The organism is Neptunicella marina (assembly GCF_014270035.1).
In the GTDB taxonomy this organism is placed as follows: domain Bacteria; phylum Pseudomonadota; class Gammaproteobacteria; order Enterobacterales; family Alteromonadaceae; genus Neptunicella; species Neptunicella marina.
Map to the genome: position 1 here is coordinate 14,380 of NZ_JACNEP010000014.1, position 19,377 is coordinate 33,756.

Consider the following 19,377-nt stretch of genomic DNA (forward strand, 5'->3'; position numbering starts at 1 on the left):
TGCTGCAGTTAGCTTTCCCGCTTCTTCACAACAACACACATGTAAACGCTTACAAAACATTCCAATTTAAAACCGCCAGTGTAAATGACCTGTCTGTCTTACACAGGCGGTTTAATTTATCTGTTATTTTTTGTTTGGGTTTGCTGTTGTCGTACATAACGACTGATATCAGCAAACGTTGCCACCCAATAGTCCTGCTTATGTTTGGCCAGGTAGGCTAACAAAGCTTCGTGTGCCTCGGCACTGTTGCTCAGATAATCCCCTCCAATACCGTGGAAAGTAAAATTTGCCATGGTGCCCTTTTCTCTGGCTTTTTTTACGAAGGCAATCAACTGCTCTGCACTTTGCTCAGCGGGCGCCCATACACCGGTATTACCCATATCATAACCTTGCATGGTATCCGGCACATCACCACCAACTACTTTTATGCCTAAAAATTTATCTTTAATTCCAATGACATAGTCTTTACCGTCAGCCAGTATATCACCACAAGGCAAAGTGTAGGTGCGTTCAGTTTTGCCGTCTATCGCGTGTAATAAGGTATTGGCCAGATCGATCTCCTGATGGATTTCATCAAGTTTGTAACTATCCAAATCATGATAAGGAATCACCCAGTCACGATTAGGTTTTGAACCACGACATGGATGATAAATTGTATGATTACCCAATTCATGGCCGTTGGCAGCGGCTTTACGCCATTCTCTTAAACGGGTTTTGAGTGTTGGAGCATCCAAACGCAGATAAAAAGAACCTTTAAAACCATACTTATCCAACTGGGGGATCGCTGTATCTAACTGACTATTTAATGAATCGTCATAAGCCAGGTTAACCGCAGCTTTTGCCCCGTTTGGCCACACAAAACCACCTTCTGTACTGGCTTGAGCATAATGAGTGGTCAGTAACATAAAACTGGTGATAGCCAGAATATGACGCGTATTTTGTTTTATTAATCTAACTAACATGTAACACCTTAAAATAAGCCTGAATGTGTTTTATTCACCGGACATCCTTGCCACAATGACACTGAAGTTTGATTTGGCTAAGTGGAGATTCATTTATTTGCTTTTTCTGTACCTGATAAAACATTGCAAACAAGGTCAGTTATCAGGAATCCCACTACATTCCAAATTACATTTATTTAACATTCAAACTTACAATAAAATAAATTATTGAAATTCATTAGCGCGTTGTGAATATGCGGTAAATCAGGCGTTAAAGCCGCTAAATACATAATATCTGCCCACAAAAACAAAAAAAACATTGCAATAAAATCAAAAAACTGCAAATGTAAGCGCTTACATAAGTAGAGTATAATTCTAACATTAGGTCAACATTTTTTAATCAATTTTGTCCTGATGGACAAGTAAACAACAAAGAGGGTTCCAACCCAATGAACAAAAATCTACGACTTTCAGCCGTGGGATTAACCATCGCCCTGACACTTCAGGCGTGTGGAAGCGATAATGCCTCAACCACGAATAACGCTGCTGAACCAGCAAAAACGCCGCAAATCTGGCCAAAGCTGGATATTAAAGTCAAACAGGATCCACAGGTTGAAAAACGGGTTAGTGATATTCTGGCAGGCATGACAGTTGAACAAAAAGTCGCACAAACCATTCAGCCAGAAATCCGTGATATTAGTGTTGAAGACATGCGCCAGTATGGTTTTGGCTCTTATCTTAATGGTGGAGGCTCATTTCCCAATGGGGATAAACATGCCAGTGTTGAAGATTGGGTTAAATTAGCCGAATCCATGTATCAGGCATCAATAGACGATTCACTGGATGGAACCAGCATCCCAACCATGTGGGGAACCGACGCGGTGCATGGTCATAACAATGTTATTGGCGCTACCCTGTTCCCGCATAACATTGGCTTAGGTGCAGCGCATAATCCTGATTTGATCAGAAAGGTGGCACAGGCAACAGCAGAAGAAGTAATGGCAACCGGAATCGACTGGGTGTTCGCCCCCACCGTAGCAGTTGTACGTGATGACCGCTGGGGTCGCACATATGAAGGTTACTCAGAAGATCCGGAGATAGTAAAACAATATGCAGCTTCCATCGTAGAAGGATTACAGGGTGAACCCGGTAAGGATTTCCTTAATCAGTATCATGTTATCAGCACCACAAAACACTTCCTGGGTGATGGTGGCACTGAAAAAGGTGATGATCAGGGCGATAACCTGGCCTCAGAACAGGAATTGCTTGATATTCACGCACAGGGCTATGTAAGCGGTCTGGAAGCCGGTTCTCAAAGTGTAATGGCGTCATTTAACAGCTGGCATGGCGTAAAAAATCACGGCAATAAATACCTGTTAACCGACGTCCTAAAAGAGCAAATGGGCTTTGATGGTTTTGTTGTAGGTGACTGGAATGGTCACGGACAAATCCCGGGCTGTAGCAATGAAAACTGTCCCCAGGCACTGAACGCAGGGCTGGATGTATATATGGTGCCCACGCAGGCATGGAAACCTTTATACGAAAATACCGTTAAGCAGGTCAAAAACGGTGAGATCCCTATGTCACGCCTCGACGATGCTGTCAGCCGTATTTTGCGGGTAAAAGTGCGGGCAGGATTATTTGACAAACCTTCACCTGCGAATCGCCCCCTGGCTGCCAAAGCGGAATTAATTGGTTCAGATAAACACCGTGCAATCGCTAAGGATGCAGTACGTCAGTCACTGGTATTACTTAAAAATGCCGGGCAAATTCTGCCACTTGCGCCTCAAAGCCGCATATTAGTGGCTGGTGATGGTGCGGATAATATAGGCAAACAAAGTGGTGGCTGGACGATTACCTGGCAGGGTACAGGCAATCAAAACAGTGACTTCCCGGGTGCCACGTCAATTTGGGATGGTATTAAAAAACATGTGGAGCAAGCGGGTGGCCAGGCAGTATTAAGCGAACATGGTGATTATCAGCAAAAACCGGATGTGGCCATTGTGGTATTTGGTGAGAACCCCTATGCCGAAGGCAATGGCGATTTGGATAACCTCGAATATCAGCGTGGCAATAAAACCGATCTGGCGCTGCTTAAAAAGCTTAAAGACGCAGGGATTCCGGTAGTAAGTGTGTTTATTTCTGGACGTCCTATGTGGGTAAATCCTGAATTAAATGCATCGAATGCCTTTGTTGCCGCCTGGTTACCTGGATCTGAAGGTGACGCTGTCGCCGACGTTTTATTCAAAACGGCCAACAATGAAGTAAATTATGATTTCAGTGGTAAATTGTCATATAGCTGGCCAGCCAGTCCGTCACAAACAGTCAACCGCAATGATGCAACTTACAACCCGTTACTTCCTTACGGTTTCGGCCTGCATTATGGAGATAACGAGGTACTTGCGGCTGATTTAAATGAAAACAGCAATACCAATGCAAGTGCACTTGCGCCACTTAAACTTTATCAATTAACCTTCCAGCCACCATGGCAGTTACGTGTTATCACCAATGGTCAAATGGCAGCGATGAACTCCAATGTGTTAAATACCGAACAGGTATCTATCCGCACCACGGATTATCACTTACAGGAAGATTCACTTAAAATTCAGTGGCTGGATAAAGGTCAGGCAACAGTGACATTTGCGGATAACTTCCCTAAAGATTTGCGCCCTTATCAGGAACAAAATGCTGCTATTAGTTTTGATATAAAAGTAAATCATGCGGCTGATGCAGCTGTGGCGCTAAGCATGGCATGCGAAGGGGGCTGTCAGGATCGTTTCGACATCAGCGATAAACTGAACGCATTGCCGTTAAACGAATGGCAGACTATGCGCATAGATTTGAACTGCTTTAGCGGTGTGGATTTCGCTAAAATTTATAGTCCTTTCGCTTTAACCTCAAGCGGTAAACTGGATATTACCATCAGTAATCTGATGCTGGCTCCTAATAAAGCCAGCGACCAGTGCCAGTAACCTGTAGTTCAAAATAGTGACAAAAAAGCGCCCCAGGGCGCTTTTTTTTATGGCATTCCTACCTGGTTCTACAAGCCTATAGATTGTAAACCAGCATTAAAACAGCACCGAGGATCATCACCAAATTTTCGGTGAGTGATACAAATCCAAGGGGAACGTCACTATCACCGCCGACACAGGCACATTTAAGTTGTCGCTCATCAATATAAACGGCTTTATAAACTGAAACAGCGCCTACTGTGCCAATAAACAAAGCAAATAACGCTGTAATCCATACCGGTTGCAGTAACAACATGCTGAGTCCGGCAATCAGTTCAATAAAAGGATAAATTTTGGCATAACGCAGGTAGCGCATTGCCAGTAAATCATAGGTAATAAACATGGTGGTAAAAGCACGAATATCCTGTACTTTTTGCAACGCCAGCAACACCATACTAAAGCCGATAAAATGCATCAGGGTATTGACCCCAATTATCGGCACCGAAAGGTAAGTACTAAGGATAAGACTAAGTAGTGCTGCAATTGAAAATATCATTGCAACAGGGGTATAAGGCCATTTGGTGTCTTGTTCAGCCGGTTTATCAAAATAAGCACGCAGCTCACTGTAGCCCCCTACCCGTTTGTTACCTATAAATACCTGAGGCGTGGTATCTACATCATGTTGCTGTTTAAATTTATCGGTTTGATCGCGATTAGCGAGCTGATGGTCTTCAACTTCATAGCCTTGTCTCTCGAGTAAATCTTTTGCTTTGAGACCAAAAGGACAAATATGTTCTTTACTCACCATGCGATATAAAACAGCTGTCTGGCTCATGATTTCTCCTGACTTTTATGATTAAAAACAAGGTACTTAATTAAAACACTTGGGGTGGTCAGGCATAAAGTCAATGGTAACTGCGAATTGCATCGCTATAATATGCGCCTTCAACGCCCGGTTGACGGGACGACTCCAGAATTAAAAAACAGGTAATTACATGCAGTATCAAGGCAATATCCGCAAAATGAGAGCCACCGCGAAAATTGGCGACATCACTCAATATCAACTGCCGATTGGCGATAATTTAGTGGATATGAATGCGCTGATCAGTTCTCAGATTTCGTTTAAGTTCAATGAAGTGATTAACTGTGTGCATTGTGATCGTATAACCAAAAAGTCTTTTAATCAGGGATATTGTTACCCTTGCCTGACCAAACTGGCTCAGTGTGATACCTGTATTATTAAACCGGAATTGTGCCATTACGATCAGGGCACGTGCCGTGAGCCAGCCTGGGGAGAAGCTCACTGTCTGACCGACCATTTTGTCTATTTGTCCAATACAGGCACCATTAAAGTCGGTATTACCCGCCATGTCACTGACGGTATCTCCAGCCGTTGGTTAGATCAGGGCGCCACACAGGCGTTGCCAATATTAAGAGTCAAAAACCGTTTAATCAGTGGTCAGGTGGAAACCCTGCTCAAAGAGCATATCGCAGATAAAACCAACTGGCGCACCATGTTAAAAAGCGTTCCCGACCAAGTGGATCTGCTTGCACTAAAACATGAATTGTTGGAGAAAATCAGTGAGGGCAGCAAAAAAATTCAACAACAGCATGGTTTGCAAGCTATCACGGAAGTGGAGTCATCCCCCCTTTCGATTACTTACCCTGTTGAACAATACCCGGTAAAAATCAAATCAATCAATCTGGATAAAGAACTGGCATTTAATGGCGTACTGCAAGGCATTAAAGGTCAGTATTTAATGCTGGATGGCGACAGAGTGATTAATTTGCGTAAGTACGCCGGTTATCAGATGACGCTGACAACCGACGCTTAGTTCATTCAGTAACAGTCGTGTGAAGACGACACCCGTTTACCACACCGGGCTACACGCGTCATAGTCAACAACATCAGCGCGAGCATGATACCTAAATCCATACTGCCACCTCCGGATACGGTGGGTGGTGGTACCGGGTTACGACCGGTTATTGTGGCATCCAGTGGTGCAGGATCGCTGGCATCTGTCACGCCATCATTATCATCATCCGGATCCTCAGCATTATCTATCCCGTCATTATCCGTATCATAAGGATGGGCATCGGCTACATCACTGATACCATCACTGTCATCATCGCTGTCGAGATAATCGCGTACACCATCACTATCGGTATCGTCAGTGCCCAGTTCTTTTGCACTCAATGCGCTAATTTGCCGGGGATTCCAGACTATATCGTCAATTTTACCTAACCCCAGCAGCGGCGACGCTTGCCATCCTGAACGAGGCCGATCGTCTTCTAAAATGATAAAACCGTTAAATTCGGCACCGGCACTCCATAATGAGCCATCGGCGCGTAATGCAAACATAATGTCAGATGTCGGCATAAATACACTTAACCAGTCATTATAATCTCCTACCCGATCACGATATAAATCCGGGGCTTCACCTCTGGCTAAGTGGGCGTATAACGCATTAAAGGGCATATCCGAATAAGCCCAGCTATACAGACTGCCTTCTATTACAGCTGCAAAACCACTGATATCGCTGCTGACAGATTGCCATGTAGCAGTATCAATTAAATGTGGTAAATTTTGCTGCGCGGTTTCACCGTTAAAGTAATACAAGCCTTCACCCCAACCGTATGTCATGTTGTGATACATCACCAGGCCACCGTTATGAGTGAGCTGAACTGAGGCAGCTAGTGTCGGCACATCAAGTTTGGCTAGTTCGGCAATATCACGTTCACGGCCAGGTGGTTGTGCACCATTAAGCGCAAAACTCCACACTTCATTTTTATCGTTACTCAACAAACCTCCGTTTTGATTGAGCGATAATTGTTGCCAGCCATATAAAGCGTTCGCCTGAGTGAAAAAATGTTGTAATCCCGCTGCATTTTCATCCCGGGACACCAGCGTATCCATTTGCCATAAACTGCCATCCTGTCTGATTAACCAGCACTGATTGTTATGACATTCGATGGATTGCCAGTCATGTGCATCACCAACCCGCAGCAATTTATCCACATAGTGCCATTCGCTGCCATCGTGATACTGGCCCATATACCACAGAGTGCCATCCTGCTTAATGTAATAAGTCACCTCGGAAGTACCAATATCTGCAATAGCGGATAACTCTGTTTTTACCGGTTGCCAGTCAGCAATGCTGTTCCGCCCCCGCCCAGCGGTATTAACCTCATTTTTCCCCCAACTCCAGACATTGCCTTCGTGCGTTAACAACATAACATTACCCGCCGAAGCAAGGATTTTTTGTCTGGGCGCGACTCGTTTTGACAAGGTATTGTCATCAGCATTGATAGTGACAGTTACTTCGTTGCTATTTCCATCAAAGGGGTCGACTGCATAGAAACTGAAAGAATCACTCGTTTCAAAACTGCGGTCGGCAATATATTCAAAGTCAGCCCCTTTTAATAAGTCCAGCTGACCGTGCTGAGGCTGTGCGGTGATAACAACCTCAAGGCGGTCATTATCCGGATCAAATAGCGGTAGTTTTCTAAATACTTTTCCATCATCACCAAGTGTAAACTGCATATCCCGTACAATTGGTGCACGATAACGTTCGCGCTCATACGTCAGCATAAAACTGGTTGAAACATCCTGTTCACTATTTCCGGTAACCAGGGTTATTTTTGCAGTACCAGCCTGAATGGTATCGCGCTCAATTTTAAGGGAGTATTGTCCATCACCTAAGTCGGTTAATTGCATTTGTTCTGGTCGCACAATATCGTAATTGTCTGAATACACACGTAGTGGCGTAAGATAACTACTGTCCCAGTACGACAAACTCAGCGTCAGCGTAAAAGGCTGATCCTGTTCAATACTGTAATCCTGTATGGCCTCAAATTGCGGTAGTTGTTGGTGTGAGGTGAAATAACTGACAGTAAATACTTCGCTATAGTCCCCGGTTGAAACCATTAGCCGTGCATTACCAGATTGATTCTGTAAATTATTGATTTTAAGAATGATATCATCGCCTGACCGCGTGAACTCTGTTGACAGTGAACCTTCAAAACTCTGCTGCTCCACAGCAACACTAAGTGTTTTGATATCGGTATTGGCATCGACTGGAATGATAATATTTGCCTGCTCACTGGCCTTGAGCTGTATATCGGCTATTTTCCCAATCAACGCCCCCTTACCATCAGTAATGTAACCGGTATCCGCAAAGGTATCAGGTGAGGTTTGAGCCCCCTGCAATAACTTGCTGTTTTTAGCCTGTAACCAGTAACAATAATGTTGTGCGCTTGTCACATCCGTATCCTGATATTGCGTCCCTTTTACTTCGAAGGTTTGCATAACAGACACAAATCCGGGAATACAGCGTGCACTGCCGTCACTTTCCCTGAGCGCAGTTAAGCGGGTTAACAGATATGCATCAGCGCCCGGATACGCATCCCAGCGGATATCAATTGAATGTTGCAGTCCATTGCTCACCACAAATCCTTTAGGCTGGGTTGGACCACTAAAGTTAGCCAGTGTATTAGCAGACAACGCCAGCATACTGCTATTATCCGCAGAGTCCGCAGTGTGCTGCGCAATACCAATAATATTGCCTTCTGGTTGTAAATCTGGCGTGGAAAAATAATCGATTTGCTGGCAACTTACTCCTGCATCGCTGCAAGCATCGTTATAGGACATAACCGTGCGCACACCAGCGTCAAGGTTAACGTAACCGTAGTTAGCATAGGTCGGATCGCCACCATTTTGCTCAAACCTGTCGTGTCTGGCGCCCAGATTGTGGCCAATTTCATGCGCAAAGGTCAGCCCACCCGCACATTGTAACGACGTCACCCCCACACCGCTTTGTGACGATGCACTACCACCTGGAAACGCAGCATAGTTGGCATAACCACAATAGGCTCGCGAGCCACCGATAGTAATAATGTCCGGACTGTAAAAGTGCACCAAATCAGCCTGATATTTTTCGCGCACCCGCTCCATATGGGTAAAAGGTCCGGTGCGACTTTGCATTTTACTGAGAATATTATCGGTATCAGCAATATCCAGAGCCAGCATGGCTGTCACTTCCAGACGCAGTGCCAGATTATTATTTTCAAATACCTGATTGGCTCTGGCCACATCCAGTTCAATTAAATCAGTGACATTAGGTCTGTCGATCAGTGCATCAGATGGATAATAAACCAGTAAGCGAATAATTTGCTGATCAGTAAAACCAATATCGACCTGAGAAGGCGTTATCTCAAGTTGATTTACCTTAGTGCTTAACACGGTATCTCTGGCCGCTTTTTGCGCCACATTTTGGGGTGCAGAATCAATATCCAGTTGCGTAAAGCGGCTATTGTCACTTAACACATAATGCTCATTGCTATCTTGTGTGAGTTGATACAATTTGTCGTCAAAAGACACGGTTGCGCTAAGAGATTCCCCGACAACAATCCCCACATAGCTATGGGGTTTAGTGGCAATATGCCCTAACCAAATCCACTGGCCCTTGCTGTTTTTAAAATATTTGTCACGTGTCACTTGCAACAACTGATCAGCCAGCTCAATTGTCAGGCTTTTAGCAAGTTGTGTTTTGCCAGAATCAATCCAGAATGGGTCCAGCCGCACCGTGACTGCACCACTATTGTTATTTTGTGTTGTTGAAACAGACGGCTTAATACTGAAAAGAGGCTGTTTGGCCAGTGTTACGCTACTAATGCATAACAACAGCGCGCAAATATATCGCATAGTTCCTGTCGCTCTAAGTTAGGTCTGAGCGTGTTATACATATTTAGAAATACAGAAACTGTTACAAAGTGTACTCAATGTTTAAGCAATTATTGCCTGAAACGTGAAAAGTGCGTACCCGAACCGCCTTTGCCCCTTATTTGATTTTGTTCATCATCAAATGGCTGAGGCTTTTGTGCTGTGTCATGACCTTTTTTCAGCCACAAATTGCCATTGGCTTCATTTAACAGCAATAATAACTGACCATCATAATAAAGTGTGCCGCTTATTCTTTGTCCATCAAGCACTAAACCAACGGAACTCTCAGGTTTACCATTAACGACACCTGTCCAGACTAATTTCCCTGCCTGATTAAAATAAAAACTCTCACGGTTAAGTTCCAGTGTCTGACCTTTTATTTCCATAAGTAAGGTTTTACTTGGAATTTTTTCCGCTTCATCAAGCCAAAACGCCGATAAATTCAAGCCCATCGCCATCATGCCATTGGAACTTTCAGCATAGGTCATTGACTGATTCTCAGATTTTTTGGGTGCAACAAACACAATGGCAGACATTGCCTGAAAGCACGTTAAAAAACCGACAACCAATATTACCTTGCGCATTCCGGACTTATCCATTTTGACCATATGTGTAAACTTATACGTCGATTACCCGGTGAACACCACGGTCAAAATGTATCAGTGTGTTAACACTGACATAAAAAAGCCGCCGCTGGCGGCCTTTTGTAACATTTTAAATAACTTAATACACCAGTGTTTGCATCGCTCTGGCAGGAATGGTTAATGTCACTTCCTGACGATTAACAAAGAAATTGTATTCAACCGGTTTATCAGTTTTGTTCATTACCACAGACACGCGCGAGTTGTCCGGATTTATAAAAGAGGTTGATAACAAGGTACTGCGACTACTCGAGGTACTTACACGCTTAGCGCCCGGACGAACAAACTTAGAAAAGTGACCAATATAATAATAGGTCGGTGTGTAAATCAGCTCACCGCTTGAAGTATCACCGTGAATCGGTGAGAAACAGAAATTACCCACATGGTTTGGCCCGCCGTGTTGATCCAGCAATATATTCCAGTCGGTCCATGCCGCGGTGCCGCGATTAAAATCATTAATCATCGAATCACCATAACGCTCGGCATTTGGCCAGTATTGATATTTTTCCTGAGTAAAACGCTCATTGGTGCCTTCAGTAAAAATGAGCGCTTTATCGGGATAGGATTCATGTACCAACGACAGATTGTCATATTTAGGATCGCCACCAGTCCAGGTTTCATACCAGTGAAAACCTATACCCCAAACATATTTGGCAGCCTCAGGATCGCCCAGAATGGTATTAGCGCGCTCAACAATTAAATCGCGGTTATGATCCCAGGCAATCAGCTTTTTATCGTCGTATCCCGCATTATGCAGCGCCGGGCCTAAGTGATCTTTGATGAAGTCACGTTCCATTTCTGCGGTATAAATCATCGATTCCCAGGTTTGAGTGGCCATAGGTTCGTTTTGAACTGAAATACCCCAGATTGGAATGCCTTCCTCTTCATAGGCTTTAATAAACCGGGTGTAATACTTTGCCCAGCTATCAGCATATTCAGGTAACAAATGCCCGCCTTTAAGCATATTGTTGCTGTCTTTCATAAAGGCTGGCGCGCTCCATGGGCTGGCAAACAGGGTTAAATGGCCCCCTGCGGCATCAATCACTTTTTTAATCAAAGGAATGCGAAATTGTCTGTCATGCTCAATAGAGAAAGACTTAAGCTCGGCGTCACCTTCATCAATATAGGTGTAGCTGCCGCTACTAAAGTCAGAGCTGTGAATGGTCGTACGACCAAAGCTATAGCCAATACCCTGATCTTTGTCGTAATAGGCTGTTAAAAGCTCTTGTTGCTTGTCAGCCGGTAATTTGGCGAACACCTCGGCAGACGCATCGGTAATCGCACCACCAATGCCAATAATTTCCTGAAAGGTCACTTGTGGATTAACAAAAATGGAAATTTCACCTTCACTTGGCTGAGAGCCATCGGCAAACTGACGATTATCGGTTTTGCTTAAGCGTAAATCGGTGTCTTTGGCCGTGGTATAAACCTCTAAGCCAGACACATTAACTGGCTCAGGTTTTACTGCAGCGTTCTGCGATGCGGGTTTGCTTGATGCACACCCTGCGGTAATCAGCGCAGCACTGACCAAAGCCGACACTATTTTTGTATTCATGCTAATCCCCTGTTATCAAAAAGGCAGCGCCTACGTTTATATGTATTGTTCACCTCATAATGTAAGCGCTTTCAAAGAAGTGATACTCTACTCAACTTTCGCTTTGTTAATCAATAGAAACATTTTTGTTAAGCTGTATTTACCATTTAACCTAAACGTGGCCTTCGCTATTCATCACTATTCGTGATAAGGCATATATCGAGATATCAATGGTTTAGTTTTGCTCAATTGCTTATGATTAACCCGCAATTGCTTTTTTAAATTTCCGATCCAAAAAGGAACATTCGTGTCTTCCATTATCAGCATTCAGCAACTTAACAAAGTCTATGACTCGGGCTTTGTGGCGTTAAAAGACGTTAATCTCGAGATCAAGAAAGGCGAAATTTTCGCGCTGCTCGGCCCCAATGGTGCCGGTAAAACCACCCTTATCAGCACCATTTGCGGTATCGTTAATCCCAGTGGCGGCACCATTACCGCTGGTGGCCATAATGTGGTCACTCAATACCGTGCAGCACGCAATATTATTGGTTTGGTACCACAGGAAATCAGCACCGATTCATTTGAAACCGTTGAAGCCACCGTCGCTTTTAGCCGTGGTTTATTCGGAAAGCCGGCTAATCCACAATATGTGGAAAAAATCCTGCGCCAGTTATCCTTATGGGAAAAGCGCAATAGCAAAATTATGGCGCTATCCGGCGGTATGAAACGTCGCGTGATGATAGCCAAAGCCTTATCACACGAACCTGACATTCTGTTTTTAGATGAACCAACTGCCGGCGTAGACGTGGATTTACGCCGCGATATGTGGGAAATGGTGCGAGGTCTGCGTGAAAACGGCGCCACCATTATACTCACCACTCACTACATTGAAGAAGCCGAAGAAATGGCCGACCGCATTGGCGTGATCAACAAAGGTCAAATTGTATTGGTTGAAGAAAAAGACGCCTTAATGCAAAAGCTGGGTAAACGTGAACTCACCCTGCAATTACAAACGCCTCTTACTGAACTGCCAGCCGAACTAAACGGTTTTGCACTTGAACTGGCTAAAGACGGCCACGAACTGGTGTACCGATTTGATAGTCAAAGCGAACATACCGGCATTGCTGAGCTGTTAAAACAGTTAGGCCAGCAGGGTATCGACTTTAAAGATTTAAGTACCAGCCAGAGCTCGCTGGAGGAAATATTTGTTAATCTGGTGAGGGACAGCAAATGAATTTTTACGCCATAAAAGCCATTTATAAATTCGAAATGGCCAGAACATTTCGTACCTTAATGCAAAGTATCGCCTCGCCGGTATTATCCACCTCCTTGTATTTTATAGTGTTTGGTGCCGCCATTGGTTCACGTATGGGCGACATAGACGGTGTTAGCTACGGGGCCTTTATTATCCCTGGTCTGATGATGCTGGCGCTACTGAGCGAAAGTGTGTCTAACGCCGCCTTTGGTATCTTCTTCCCCAAGTTTTCCGGCACCATTTATGAGGTGTTATCTGCGCCGGTTTCCTTTGTGGAAGTGGTATGTGGATATGTAGGCGCCGCGGCCAGCAAATCGATTATGCTCGGTATATTGATTCTGATCACCGCACGCTTTTTTGTCGATTATGAAATTCTGCATCCAATCTGGATGTTATCGTTTTTGGTGTTAACCGCCGTCACTTTTAGTTTGTTTGGTTTTATTCTGGGGATCTTGTCGAATAACTTCCAGCAGCTACAGGTGGTGCCGTTATTAGTGATCACGCCGCTTACCTTTTTAGGTGGCAGTTTCTATTCGATCAGCATGCTGCCACCGCTGTGGCAAACCATCACGCTGTTTAATCCTGTGGTATACCTAATTAGCGGTTTCCGCTGGAGTTTTTACGGTGTATCTGATGTAAATATTGGCATGAGTGTAGGGATGACGCTGTTATTTATGTTAATCTGTATCTCAATTATCTGGTGGATATTTAAAACAGGTTATCGCCTACGTCAGTAATATTTCCACCTCAACTGGCCGGCATGCATTCCGGCCAGCTTTGCGCATTTTTCAGGAGCCAAATGACGCGTTTATCGACAATCCGGCCGCTTCTCTTCCTCTCGCAATCCTTGCTGCGATGGCCTTATATTGTTGTCATTTATCTGCTCTGCTGCCCGGTTTCTCATAAACTTTTAAGGACTCATCATGAAACGTATCGTCGTGGTCGGCGGTGGCGCAGGTGGTTTCGAGCTGGTCACTCAGCTCAGCCGTTATGCGCGCAAGCACAAAAATATCGAAGTGATTCTGGTTGATAAGGTACGTACCCATATCTGGAAACCTTTGATGCACGAAGTGGCAGCCGGGGTAATTAACAAAAGCTCCGATGGTGTGGATTACCGCATGCATGCCAGCCGCCATAATTATGAATTCCAACAAGGTACCCTGATTGGCGTTGATGCCGATAAACAAACCATTTCGCTACAGGCATATCATGACGAAAATGACGATTTGATATTGCCGGAACGCCAAATTCAGTACGATATTCTGGTGTTAGGCATTGGCAGCGTCAGCAATGACTTTGGTACGCCGGGGGTTAAAGAGTACAGCTATTTCCTCGACTCATTAGCACAAGCCGAACGATTCCACCGTGCGCTGATTAATCAACTATTACGTATTAACCAGCCGGAAACCGAGCAAAATATTCTGAAAATCTCGATTGTTGGTGCGGGCGCCACCGGCACCGAGTTAGCCGCACAGCTTTACCATGTAGCCAATCTGTCCAAAGCCTATGGTATGCCGCATATGTCGGCTAAACGCCTGCAAATCAATATTATTGAAGCAGGTCAGCGCATCTTACCTGCTCTGCCCGATCGTATTGCCTTGGCAGCTCGTAAAGCGCTGTTAAAACTCAACGTGAATATTCTGGAAAATACCCGTATTACCCAGGCCACCAAAGATGGTTTTATTACCAGCGAAGACAATCTGATAGAAAGCGATTTAATGGTGTGGGCAGCGGGTGTTAAAGCGCCGGATATTATTAAGGATACCGGCTTGTTTGAGTTAAACCGCGCGCAACAGATAGTGGTAAAACCTACCCTGCAAACTAAAGAATTCGACAATATTTATGTGATTGGCGATAGCGCCGCTTGTGAGCAGGCTGATGGCAGCTGGGTACCGCCCCGCGCACAGTCTGCCCACCAAATGGCAACCCTGGCCCATAAAAACATACTGGCAGCACTAAAAGGTCAGCCACTAAAAGATTACGTGTATAACGATTACGGTTCACTGATTCATTTAAGCAAATACAGTACAGTGGGCAGTTTGATGGGTAACTTGTCCAACTCCAGCATGTTTATTGAAGGGCGTTTAGCAAGGCTGGTTTATACCTCGCTGTACAGCATGCACCAGATTGCAGTACATGGCTGGCTAAAAGGCGTATTGGGTATGTTAAGCCGTAAGGTCGGCAATATGGTGGGTGATAAGGTGAAGTTGCACTAATCGCCATTAATCCTCAGCTATAAAAAAGGTCACCTTTGTTAACACATTCGGTGACCTTTTTATTATTCAGAAAAAATTAAACTCGCTACTCAATCGACTCAGCCGGAATGCGAATAAAACCTTCCATTAGCGTACGTGCACTGCGGCTCATGGTGGCTTTTTGCACCTGATAGTTTTCACCTTGCTGTTTAATCACCGCCCCGACTTTTAACGTGCCGGAGGGATGACCAAAAGTGACATCGGTGCGTTCTATACCGCCTGCGGCCTGATTAACTGTGGTACCCGGTATCGCTGCTGCCACACCAATCGCCACTGCGGCAGTACCCATCATCGCATGGTGTAATTTCCCCATAGATAAAGCGCGCACTAACACATCGATATCAGTGGCCTTAACCGCTTTACCGCTCGATGCAGTGTAATCTTTAGCGGGCGCTACAAAGGCTACTTTAGGCGTGTGCTGACGGGTTGCCGCTTGCTCAAGCGAGTCTATCAGCCCCATTTTAAGCGCACCGGCTGCACGGATTTTCTCAAATTTAGCCAGCGCTGCTTCGTCGGAATTAATATCACTTTGCAGCTCAGTACCTAAGTAACCCAGCTCTTCGGCTTTCACAAAAATGGTTGGGATACCGGCTGTGATCATGGTCACGCTAAAATCACCGACGCCTTCAACCGATAAGGTCTCGCAGGCTTTGCCGGTTGGGAACAAGGATTCACCGGCGTCGACCGGATCAACAAATTCCAGAACCACTTCCGCTGCCGGGAAGGTCACGCCATCCAGTTCAAAATCACCGGTTTCCTGAACTTCGCCATTGGTAATGGGCACCCGCGAAATAATGGTTTTACTGGTATTTTGTTGCCAGATACGCACTTCACAAATACCGTTTTGCGGAATACGTGATGCATCCACCAAGCCCTGCTGAATCGCCACAGTACCTACTGCCGCAGTTAAATTACCGCAGTTACCGCTCCAGTCGACTAAATCATCCTCAATACCAATCTGGCCATACAGATAATTCACATCATGCTCAGGCACATCGCTTTTACTTAAAATCACGGTTTTACTGGTGCTGGACGTGGCACCGCCCATGCCATCGGTATGTTTGGCATAAGGATCAGGACTGCCAATCACCCGTTGCAAAAAACGGTCACGCACTTCACCCGGCTGCTGCACCGCCTCGGGTAAATCATGCAGCACAAAAAACACGCCCTTAGACGTTCCGCCACGCATATAAGTAGCAGGAATACGTAATTGAGGTTTAAACATACAATGCTCCATAATATGAAGACAAAATTAACTAATTAAGATCGCATTGAGCTACGAGCTACGAGCTACGAGCTACGAGCTACGAGCTACGAGCTACGAGCTACGAGCTACGCAGAATTATCGGTTTGAGATATTCTGCTTGCTACTCAAAACCTATCAATAAAAATGTGATGGCTGAACTTAGGCCGCGGAGGCAGCGCGCAGCGTATAAAACATACATGAGCACTGCCGACAAAGGCATAAGTTCAGCCAGCCATTTTTAAGCCGTAGCAAGGAAGTCCTGTGCAAAACGCTGCAACACCCCACCCGCTGCATAAATTGATACTTCCTCGGCGGTATCCAAACGGCATTTCACCTTAGCTTTAGCAACGCTGCCATCCTTACGCTGGATAACTAACGTCAGCTCAGCGCCGCTTTGTGGCTCGCCTTCAATATCAAAGGTTTCGGTACCGTCAATCTGGTAAGTATGACGGTTTTCACCGTTGATAAATTCCACCGGCAATACACCCATACCAATTAAATTGGTACGGTGGATGCGTTCAAAACCTTCAGCGACAATGACTTGTACACCGGCCAGTCGCACCCCTTTGGCCGCCCAGTCTCGCGATGATCCCTGACCATAATCGGCACCGGCCACAATAATCAGCGGCTGTTTGCGCTGCATATAGGTTTCGATGGTTTCCCACATGCGCATCACTTTGCCTTCTGGCTCCAAACGCGCCAGCGAGCCTTGTTTAACCTTGCCGTTTTCTTTGACCATTTCATTAAACAGTTTAGGGTTAGCAAAGGTTGCACGCTGCGCGGTTAAGTGATCACCGCGATGGGTGGCGTAAGAGTTAAAATCTTCTTCCGGCAGCCCCATTTTCGCCAGATATTCACCGGCGGCGCTGCTGGCCATAATCGCGTTTGAAGGCGATAAATGGTCGGTAGTGATGTTATCACCCAGCACTGCCAGCGGTCGCATACCTTTTAAACTGCGCTCACCGGCTAAGGCGCCTTCCCAGTATGGAGGACGACGAATGTAGGTGCTCATTTCACGCCAGTTGTACAAGGGTTCGCTGGCTGCGCCATCATCCAGCTTTTGCATAAACATAGGTTCGTAAACGTCGCGGAACTGTTGCGGTTTAACATGTTTGGCAATAATTGCATCAATCTCGGCATCGCTTGGCCAGATATCCTGCAAGGTTACAGGATTGCCATGTTGATCCTGCCCCAGTACGCCTTTTTCGATGTCAAAACGAATGGTACCGGCAATCGCATACGCCACCACTAAAGCCGGTGAAGCCAAAAACGCCTGTTTGGCATAAGGATGAATACGACCATCAAAGTTACGGTTGCCAGATAATACGGCGGTAGCGTACAAATCGCGTTCAACCACTTCCTGCTGAATAACCGGGTCGAGCGCACCGCTCATACCGTTACAGGATGTACAGGCAAACCCTACTACGCCAAAACCTAATTGCTCCAGCTCGGGCAATAAATTGGCGTCTTTTAAATACAGTTCCACCGCTTTAGAACCAGGTGCCAGTGATGATTTCACCCAGGGTTTACGGCTTAATCCTTTGGCATTGGCGTTTTTCGCCAACAAGGCGGCGGCAATGACATTGCGCGGATTACTGGTATTGGTACAACTGGTAATGGCCGCAATAATTACTGCGCCATCCGGCATGGCGGCATTGGCATCGGCCGCATCTGTGGTATTAGCAATGCCTTTGGCGGCTAAATCGCTGGCTGCCACACGTGCATGCGGATTGGATGGCCCGGCTAAATTACGCACCACGGAGGATAAATCAAAACTCAGCACCCGCTCGTATTCGGCATCGACTAAATCATCGGCCCACAAACCGGTGGTTTTAGCGTAGGTTTCCACCAGTTTAACCTGCTCGGCATCACGGCCGGTTAAGGTTAAATAATCCAGAGTTTGCTGGTCGATATAAAACATCGCCGCGCTGGCACCGTATTCCGGTGTCATATTAGAAATAGTCGCACGATCGCCCAGGGTTAAATACTTAGTACCTTCACCGTAGAATTCCAGATAACTGGATACCACTTTTTGCTGGCGCAAAAATTCGGTTAGCTGCAATACAATATCGGTAGCAGTAATACCCGGCTGCGGTTTACCGGTAAGCTCTACCCCAACAATATCCGGCAAGCGTAAATAGGACGCCCGGCCTAACATTACGCTTTCAGCTTCCAGCCCACCTACCCCAAGCGCAATAACGCCGAGAGCATCCACATGCGGGGTGTGGCTGTCGGTGCCCACTAAGGTATCGGGGAAGGCTACGCCATCCTGTTTGTAGATAACCGGCGACATTCGCTCAAGGTTAATCTGGTGCATAATGCCGTTACCCGGCGGGATCACATCCACGTTTTTAAACGCGGTTTTACACCAGTTAATAAAGTGGAACCTGTCTTCGTTGCGTCGGTCTTCAATCGCACGGTTTTTATCAAAGGCGTCTTTTTCAAAACCACCGTGTTCAACCGCTAACGAGTGATCCACAATCAACTGAGTGGGCACCACCGGATTAACTTTGGCCGGGTCGCCGCCTTTTTCGGCGATAGCATCACGCAAGCCAGCTAAATCAACTAAGGCGGTCTGGCCTAAAATATCGTGGCACACCACCCGCGCCGGAAACCACGGAAAATCACGTTCGCGTTTACGCTCGATAATCTGCAATAAACATTCATCCAGTTCATCGGCAGGTGCACGGCGCACCAGATTTTCGGCCAGTACTCTTGAGGTATAAGGCAAGCCCGCATAAGCGCCGGGCTTTAATTTATCCACTGCCTCGCGGGTATCGAAATAATCAATACCGGCACCAGGCAAGGGTTTGCGATAGTTGTAGTTCATGT

12 protein-coding genes are annotated in these 19,377 nt (G+C 45.7%); 5 read left to right on the plus strand and 7 right to left on the minus strand.

The window, feature by feature from the left end; translation table 11 throughout:
* Window positions 1-116: 116 nt before the first annotated feature.
* Window positions 117-962: a polysaccharide deacetylase family protein gene (locus tag H8B19_RS14870; protein ID WP_186507680.1), complete on the minus strand. Its 846-nt coding sequence runs from the start codon at window positions 960-962 to the stop codon at window positions 117-119.
* A gap of 428 nt (window positions 963-1,390) precedes the next feature.
* Here H8B19_RS14870 and H8B19_RS14875 point away from each other — a divergent pair, with 428 nt between their 5' ends.
* Window positions 1,391-3,913, plus strand: a complete 2,523-nt coding sequence (locus H8B19_RS14875; protein WP_186507681.1) for a glycoside hydrolase family 3 protein — start codon at window positions 1,391-1,393, stop codon at window positions 3,911-3,913.
* A 76-nt stretch (window positions 3,914-3,989) separates the two neighbouring features.
* On the opposite strand, the gene H8B19_RS14880 is transcribed toward H8B19_RS14875, so the two are convergent.
* Window positions 3,990-4,727, minus strand: coding sequence for a MauE/DoxX family redox-associated membrane protein (locus H8B19_RS14880; RefSeq protein WP_186507682.1), 738 nt, complete (start codon window positions 4,725-4,727; stop codon window positions 3,990-3,992).
* Window positions 4,728-4,887: 160 nt separating this feature from the next.
* On the opposite strand from H8B19_RS14880, the gene H8B19_RS14885 reads away from it, so the two are divergent.
* A complete protein-coding gene (locus H8B19_RS14885) occupies window positions 4,888-5,727 on the plus strand; it encodes a DUF2797 domain-containing protein (protein WP_241737629.1) in 840 nt (279 codons plus the stop codon).
* Window positions 5,728-5,732: 5 nt separating this feature from the next.
* Here the strand turns inward: H8B19_RS14885 and H8B19_RS14890 are convergent, their stop codons facing one another.
* The 3 genes from H8B19_RS14890 to H8B19_RS14900 all read right to left on the minus strand — a co-directional run bounded on the left by H8B19_RS14890 (window position 5,733) and on the right by H8B19_RS14900 (window position 11,810).
* The gene (locus H8B19_RS14890) at window positions 5,733-9,596 is read right to left on the minus strand and encodes a zinc-dependent metalloprotease family protein (RefSeq protein ID WP_186507683.1); all 3,864 of its coding nucleotides are present in this window, start codon (window positions 9,594-9,596) and stop codon (window positions 5,733-5,735) included.
* Window positions 9,597-9,685: 89 nt separating this feature from the next.
* Window positions 9,686-10,198, minus strand: a complete 513-nt coding sequence (locus H8B19_RS14895; protein WP_186507684.1) for a hypothetical protein — start codon at window positions 10,196-10,198, stop codon at window positions 9,686-9,688.
* Between the two features lie 139 nt (window positions 10,199-10,337).
* Window positions 10,338-11,810 carry a glycoside hydrolase family 30 protein gene (locus tag H8B19_RS14900; RefSeq protein ID WP_186507685.1) on the minus strand — a complete coding sequence of 491 codons (1,473 nt, stop codon included), beginning with the start codon at window positions 11,808-11,810 and terminating at the stop codon, window positions 10,338-10,340.
* Window positions 11,811-12,096: 286 nt separating this feature from the next.
* Between H8B19_RS14900 and H8B19_RS14905 the strand changes: the two genes are divergently transcribed.
* From H8B19_RS14905 to H8B19_RS14915, 3 genes are all read left to right on the plus strand, one after another.
* Window positions 12,097-13,023, plus strand: a complete 927-nt coding sequence (locus H8B19_RS14905) for an ATP-binding cassette domain-containing protein (RefSeq protein WP_186507686.1) — start codon at window positions 12,097-12,099, stop codon at window positions 13,021-13,023.
* A complete protein-coding gene (locus H8B19_RS14910) occupies window positions 13,020-13,781 on the plus strand; it encodes an ABC transporter permease (protein ID WP_186507687.1) in 762 nt (253 codons plus the stop codon). The genes H8B19_RS14905 and H8B19_RS14910 overlap by 4 nt, the downstream gene beginning before the upstream one ends.
* A gap of 186 nt (window positions 13,782-13,967) precedes the next feature.
* Window positions 13,968-15,260, plus strand: coding sequence for an NAD(P)/FAD-dependent oxidoreductase (locus H8B19_RS14915; protein ID WP_186507688.1), 1,293 nt, complete (start codon window positions 13,968-13,970; stop codon window positions 15,258-15,260).
* Between the two features lie 85 nt (window positions 15,261-15,345).
* Here H8B19_RS14915 and prpF read toward each other — a convergent pair whose 3' ends face one another.
* Together prpF and acnD are read right to left on the minus strand one after the other, a co-directional pair.
* On the minus strand, window positions 15,346-16,524 hold the full coding sequence (gene prpF / locus H8B19_RS14920; protein WP_186507689.1) for a 2-methylaconitate cis-trans isomerase PrpF: 1,179 nt from the start codon (window positions 16,522-16,524) through the stop codon (window positions 15,346-15,348).
* 259 nt (window positions 16,525-16,783) lie between these two features.
* Window positions 16,784-19,375: a Fe/S-dependent 2-methylisocitrate dehydratase AcnD gene (acnD, locus tag H8B19_RS14925; protein WP_186507690.1), complete on the minus strand. Its 2,592-nt coding sequence runs from the start codon at window positions 19,373-19,375 to the stop codon at window positions 16,784-16,786.
* Window positions 19,376-19,377 lie beyond the last annotated feature (2 nt).

Coding starts and splice junctions, on each gene's coding strand:
- H8B19_RS14870 (WP_186507680.1), bottom strand. CDS start 962: ATGTTAGTTAGATTAATAAAACAAAATACGCGTCATATTCTGGCTATC.
- H8B19_RS14875 (WP_186507681.1), top strand. CDS start 1,391: ATGAACAAAAATCTACGACTTTCAGCCGTGGGATTAACCATCGCCCTG.
- H8B19_RS14880 (WP_186507682.1), bottom strand. CDS start 4,727: ATGAGCCAGACAGCTGTTTTATATCGCATGGTGAGTAAAGAACATATT.
- H8B19_RS14885 (WP_241737629.1), top strand. CDS start 4,888: ATGCAGTATCAAGGCAATATCCGCAAAATGAGAGCCACCGCGAAAATT.
- H8B19_RS14890 (WP_186507683.1), bottom strand. CDS start 9,596: ATGCGATATATTTGCGCGCTGTTGTTATGCATTAGTAGCGTAACACTG.
- H8B19_RS14895 (WP_186507684.1), bottom strand. CDS start 10,198: ATGCGCAAGGTAATATTGGTTGTCGGTTTTTTAACGTGCTTTCAGGCA.
- H8B19_RS14900 (WP_186507685.1), bottom strand. CDS start 11,810: ATGAATACAAAAATAGTGTCGGCTTTGGTCAGTGCTGCGCTGATTACC.
- H8B19_RS14910 (WP_186507687.1), top strand. CDS start 13,020: ATGAATTTTTACGCCATAAAAGCCATTTATAAATTCGAAATGGCCAGA.
- H8B19_RS14915 (WP_186507688.1), top strand. CDS start 13,968: ATGAAACGTATCGTCGTGGTCGGCGGTGGCGCAGGTGGTTTCGAGCTG.
- prpF (WP_186507689.1), bottom strand. CDS start 16,524: ATGTTTAAACCTCAATTACGTATTCCTGCTACTTATATGCGTGGCGGA.
- acnD (WP_186507690.1), bottom strand. CDS start 19,375: ATGAACTACAACTATCGCAAACCCTTGCCTGGTGCCGGTATTGATTAT.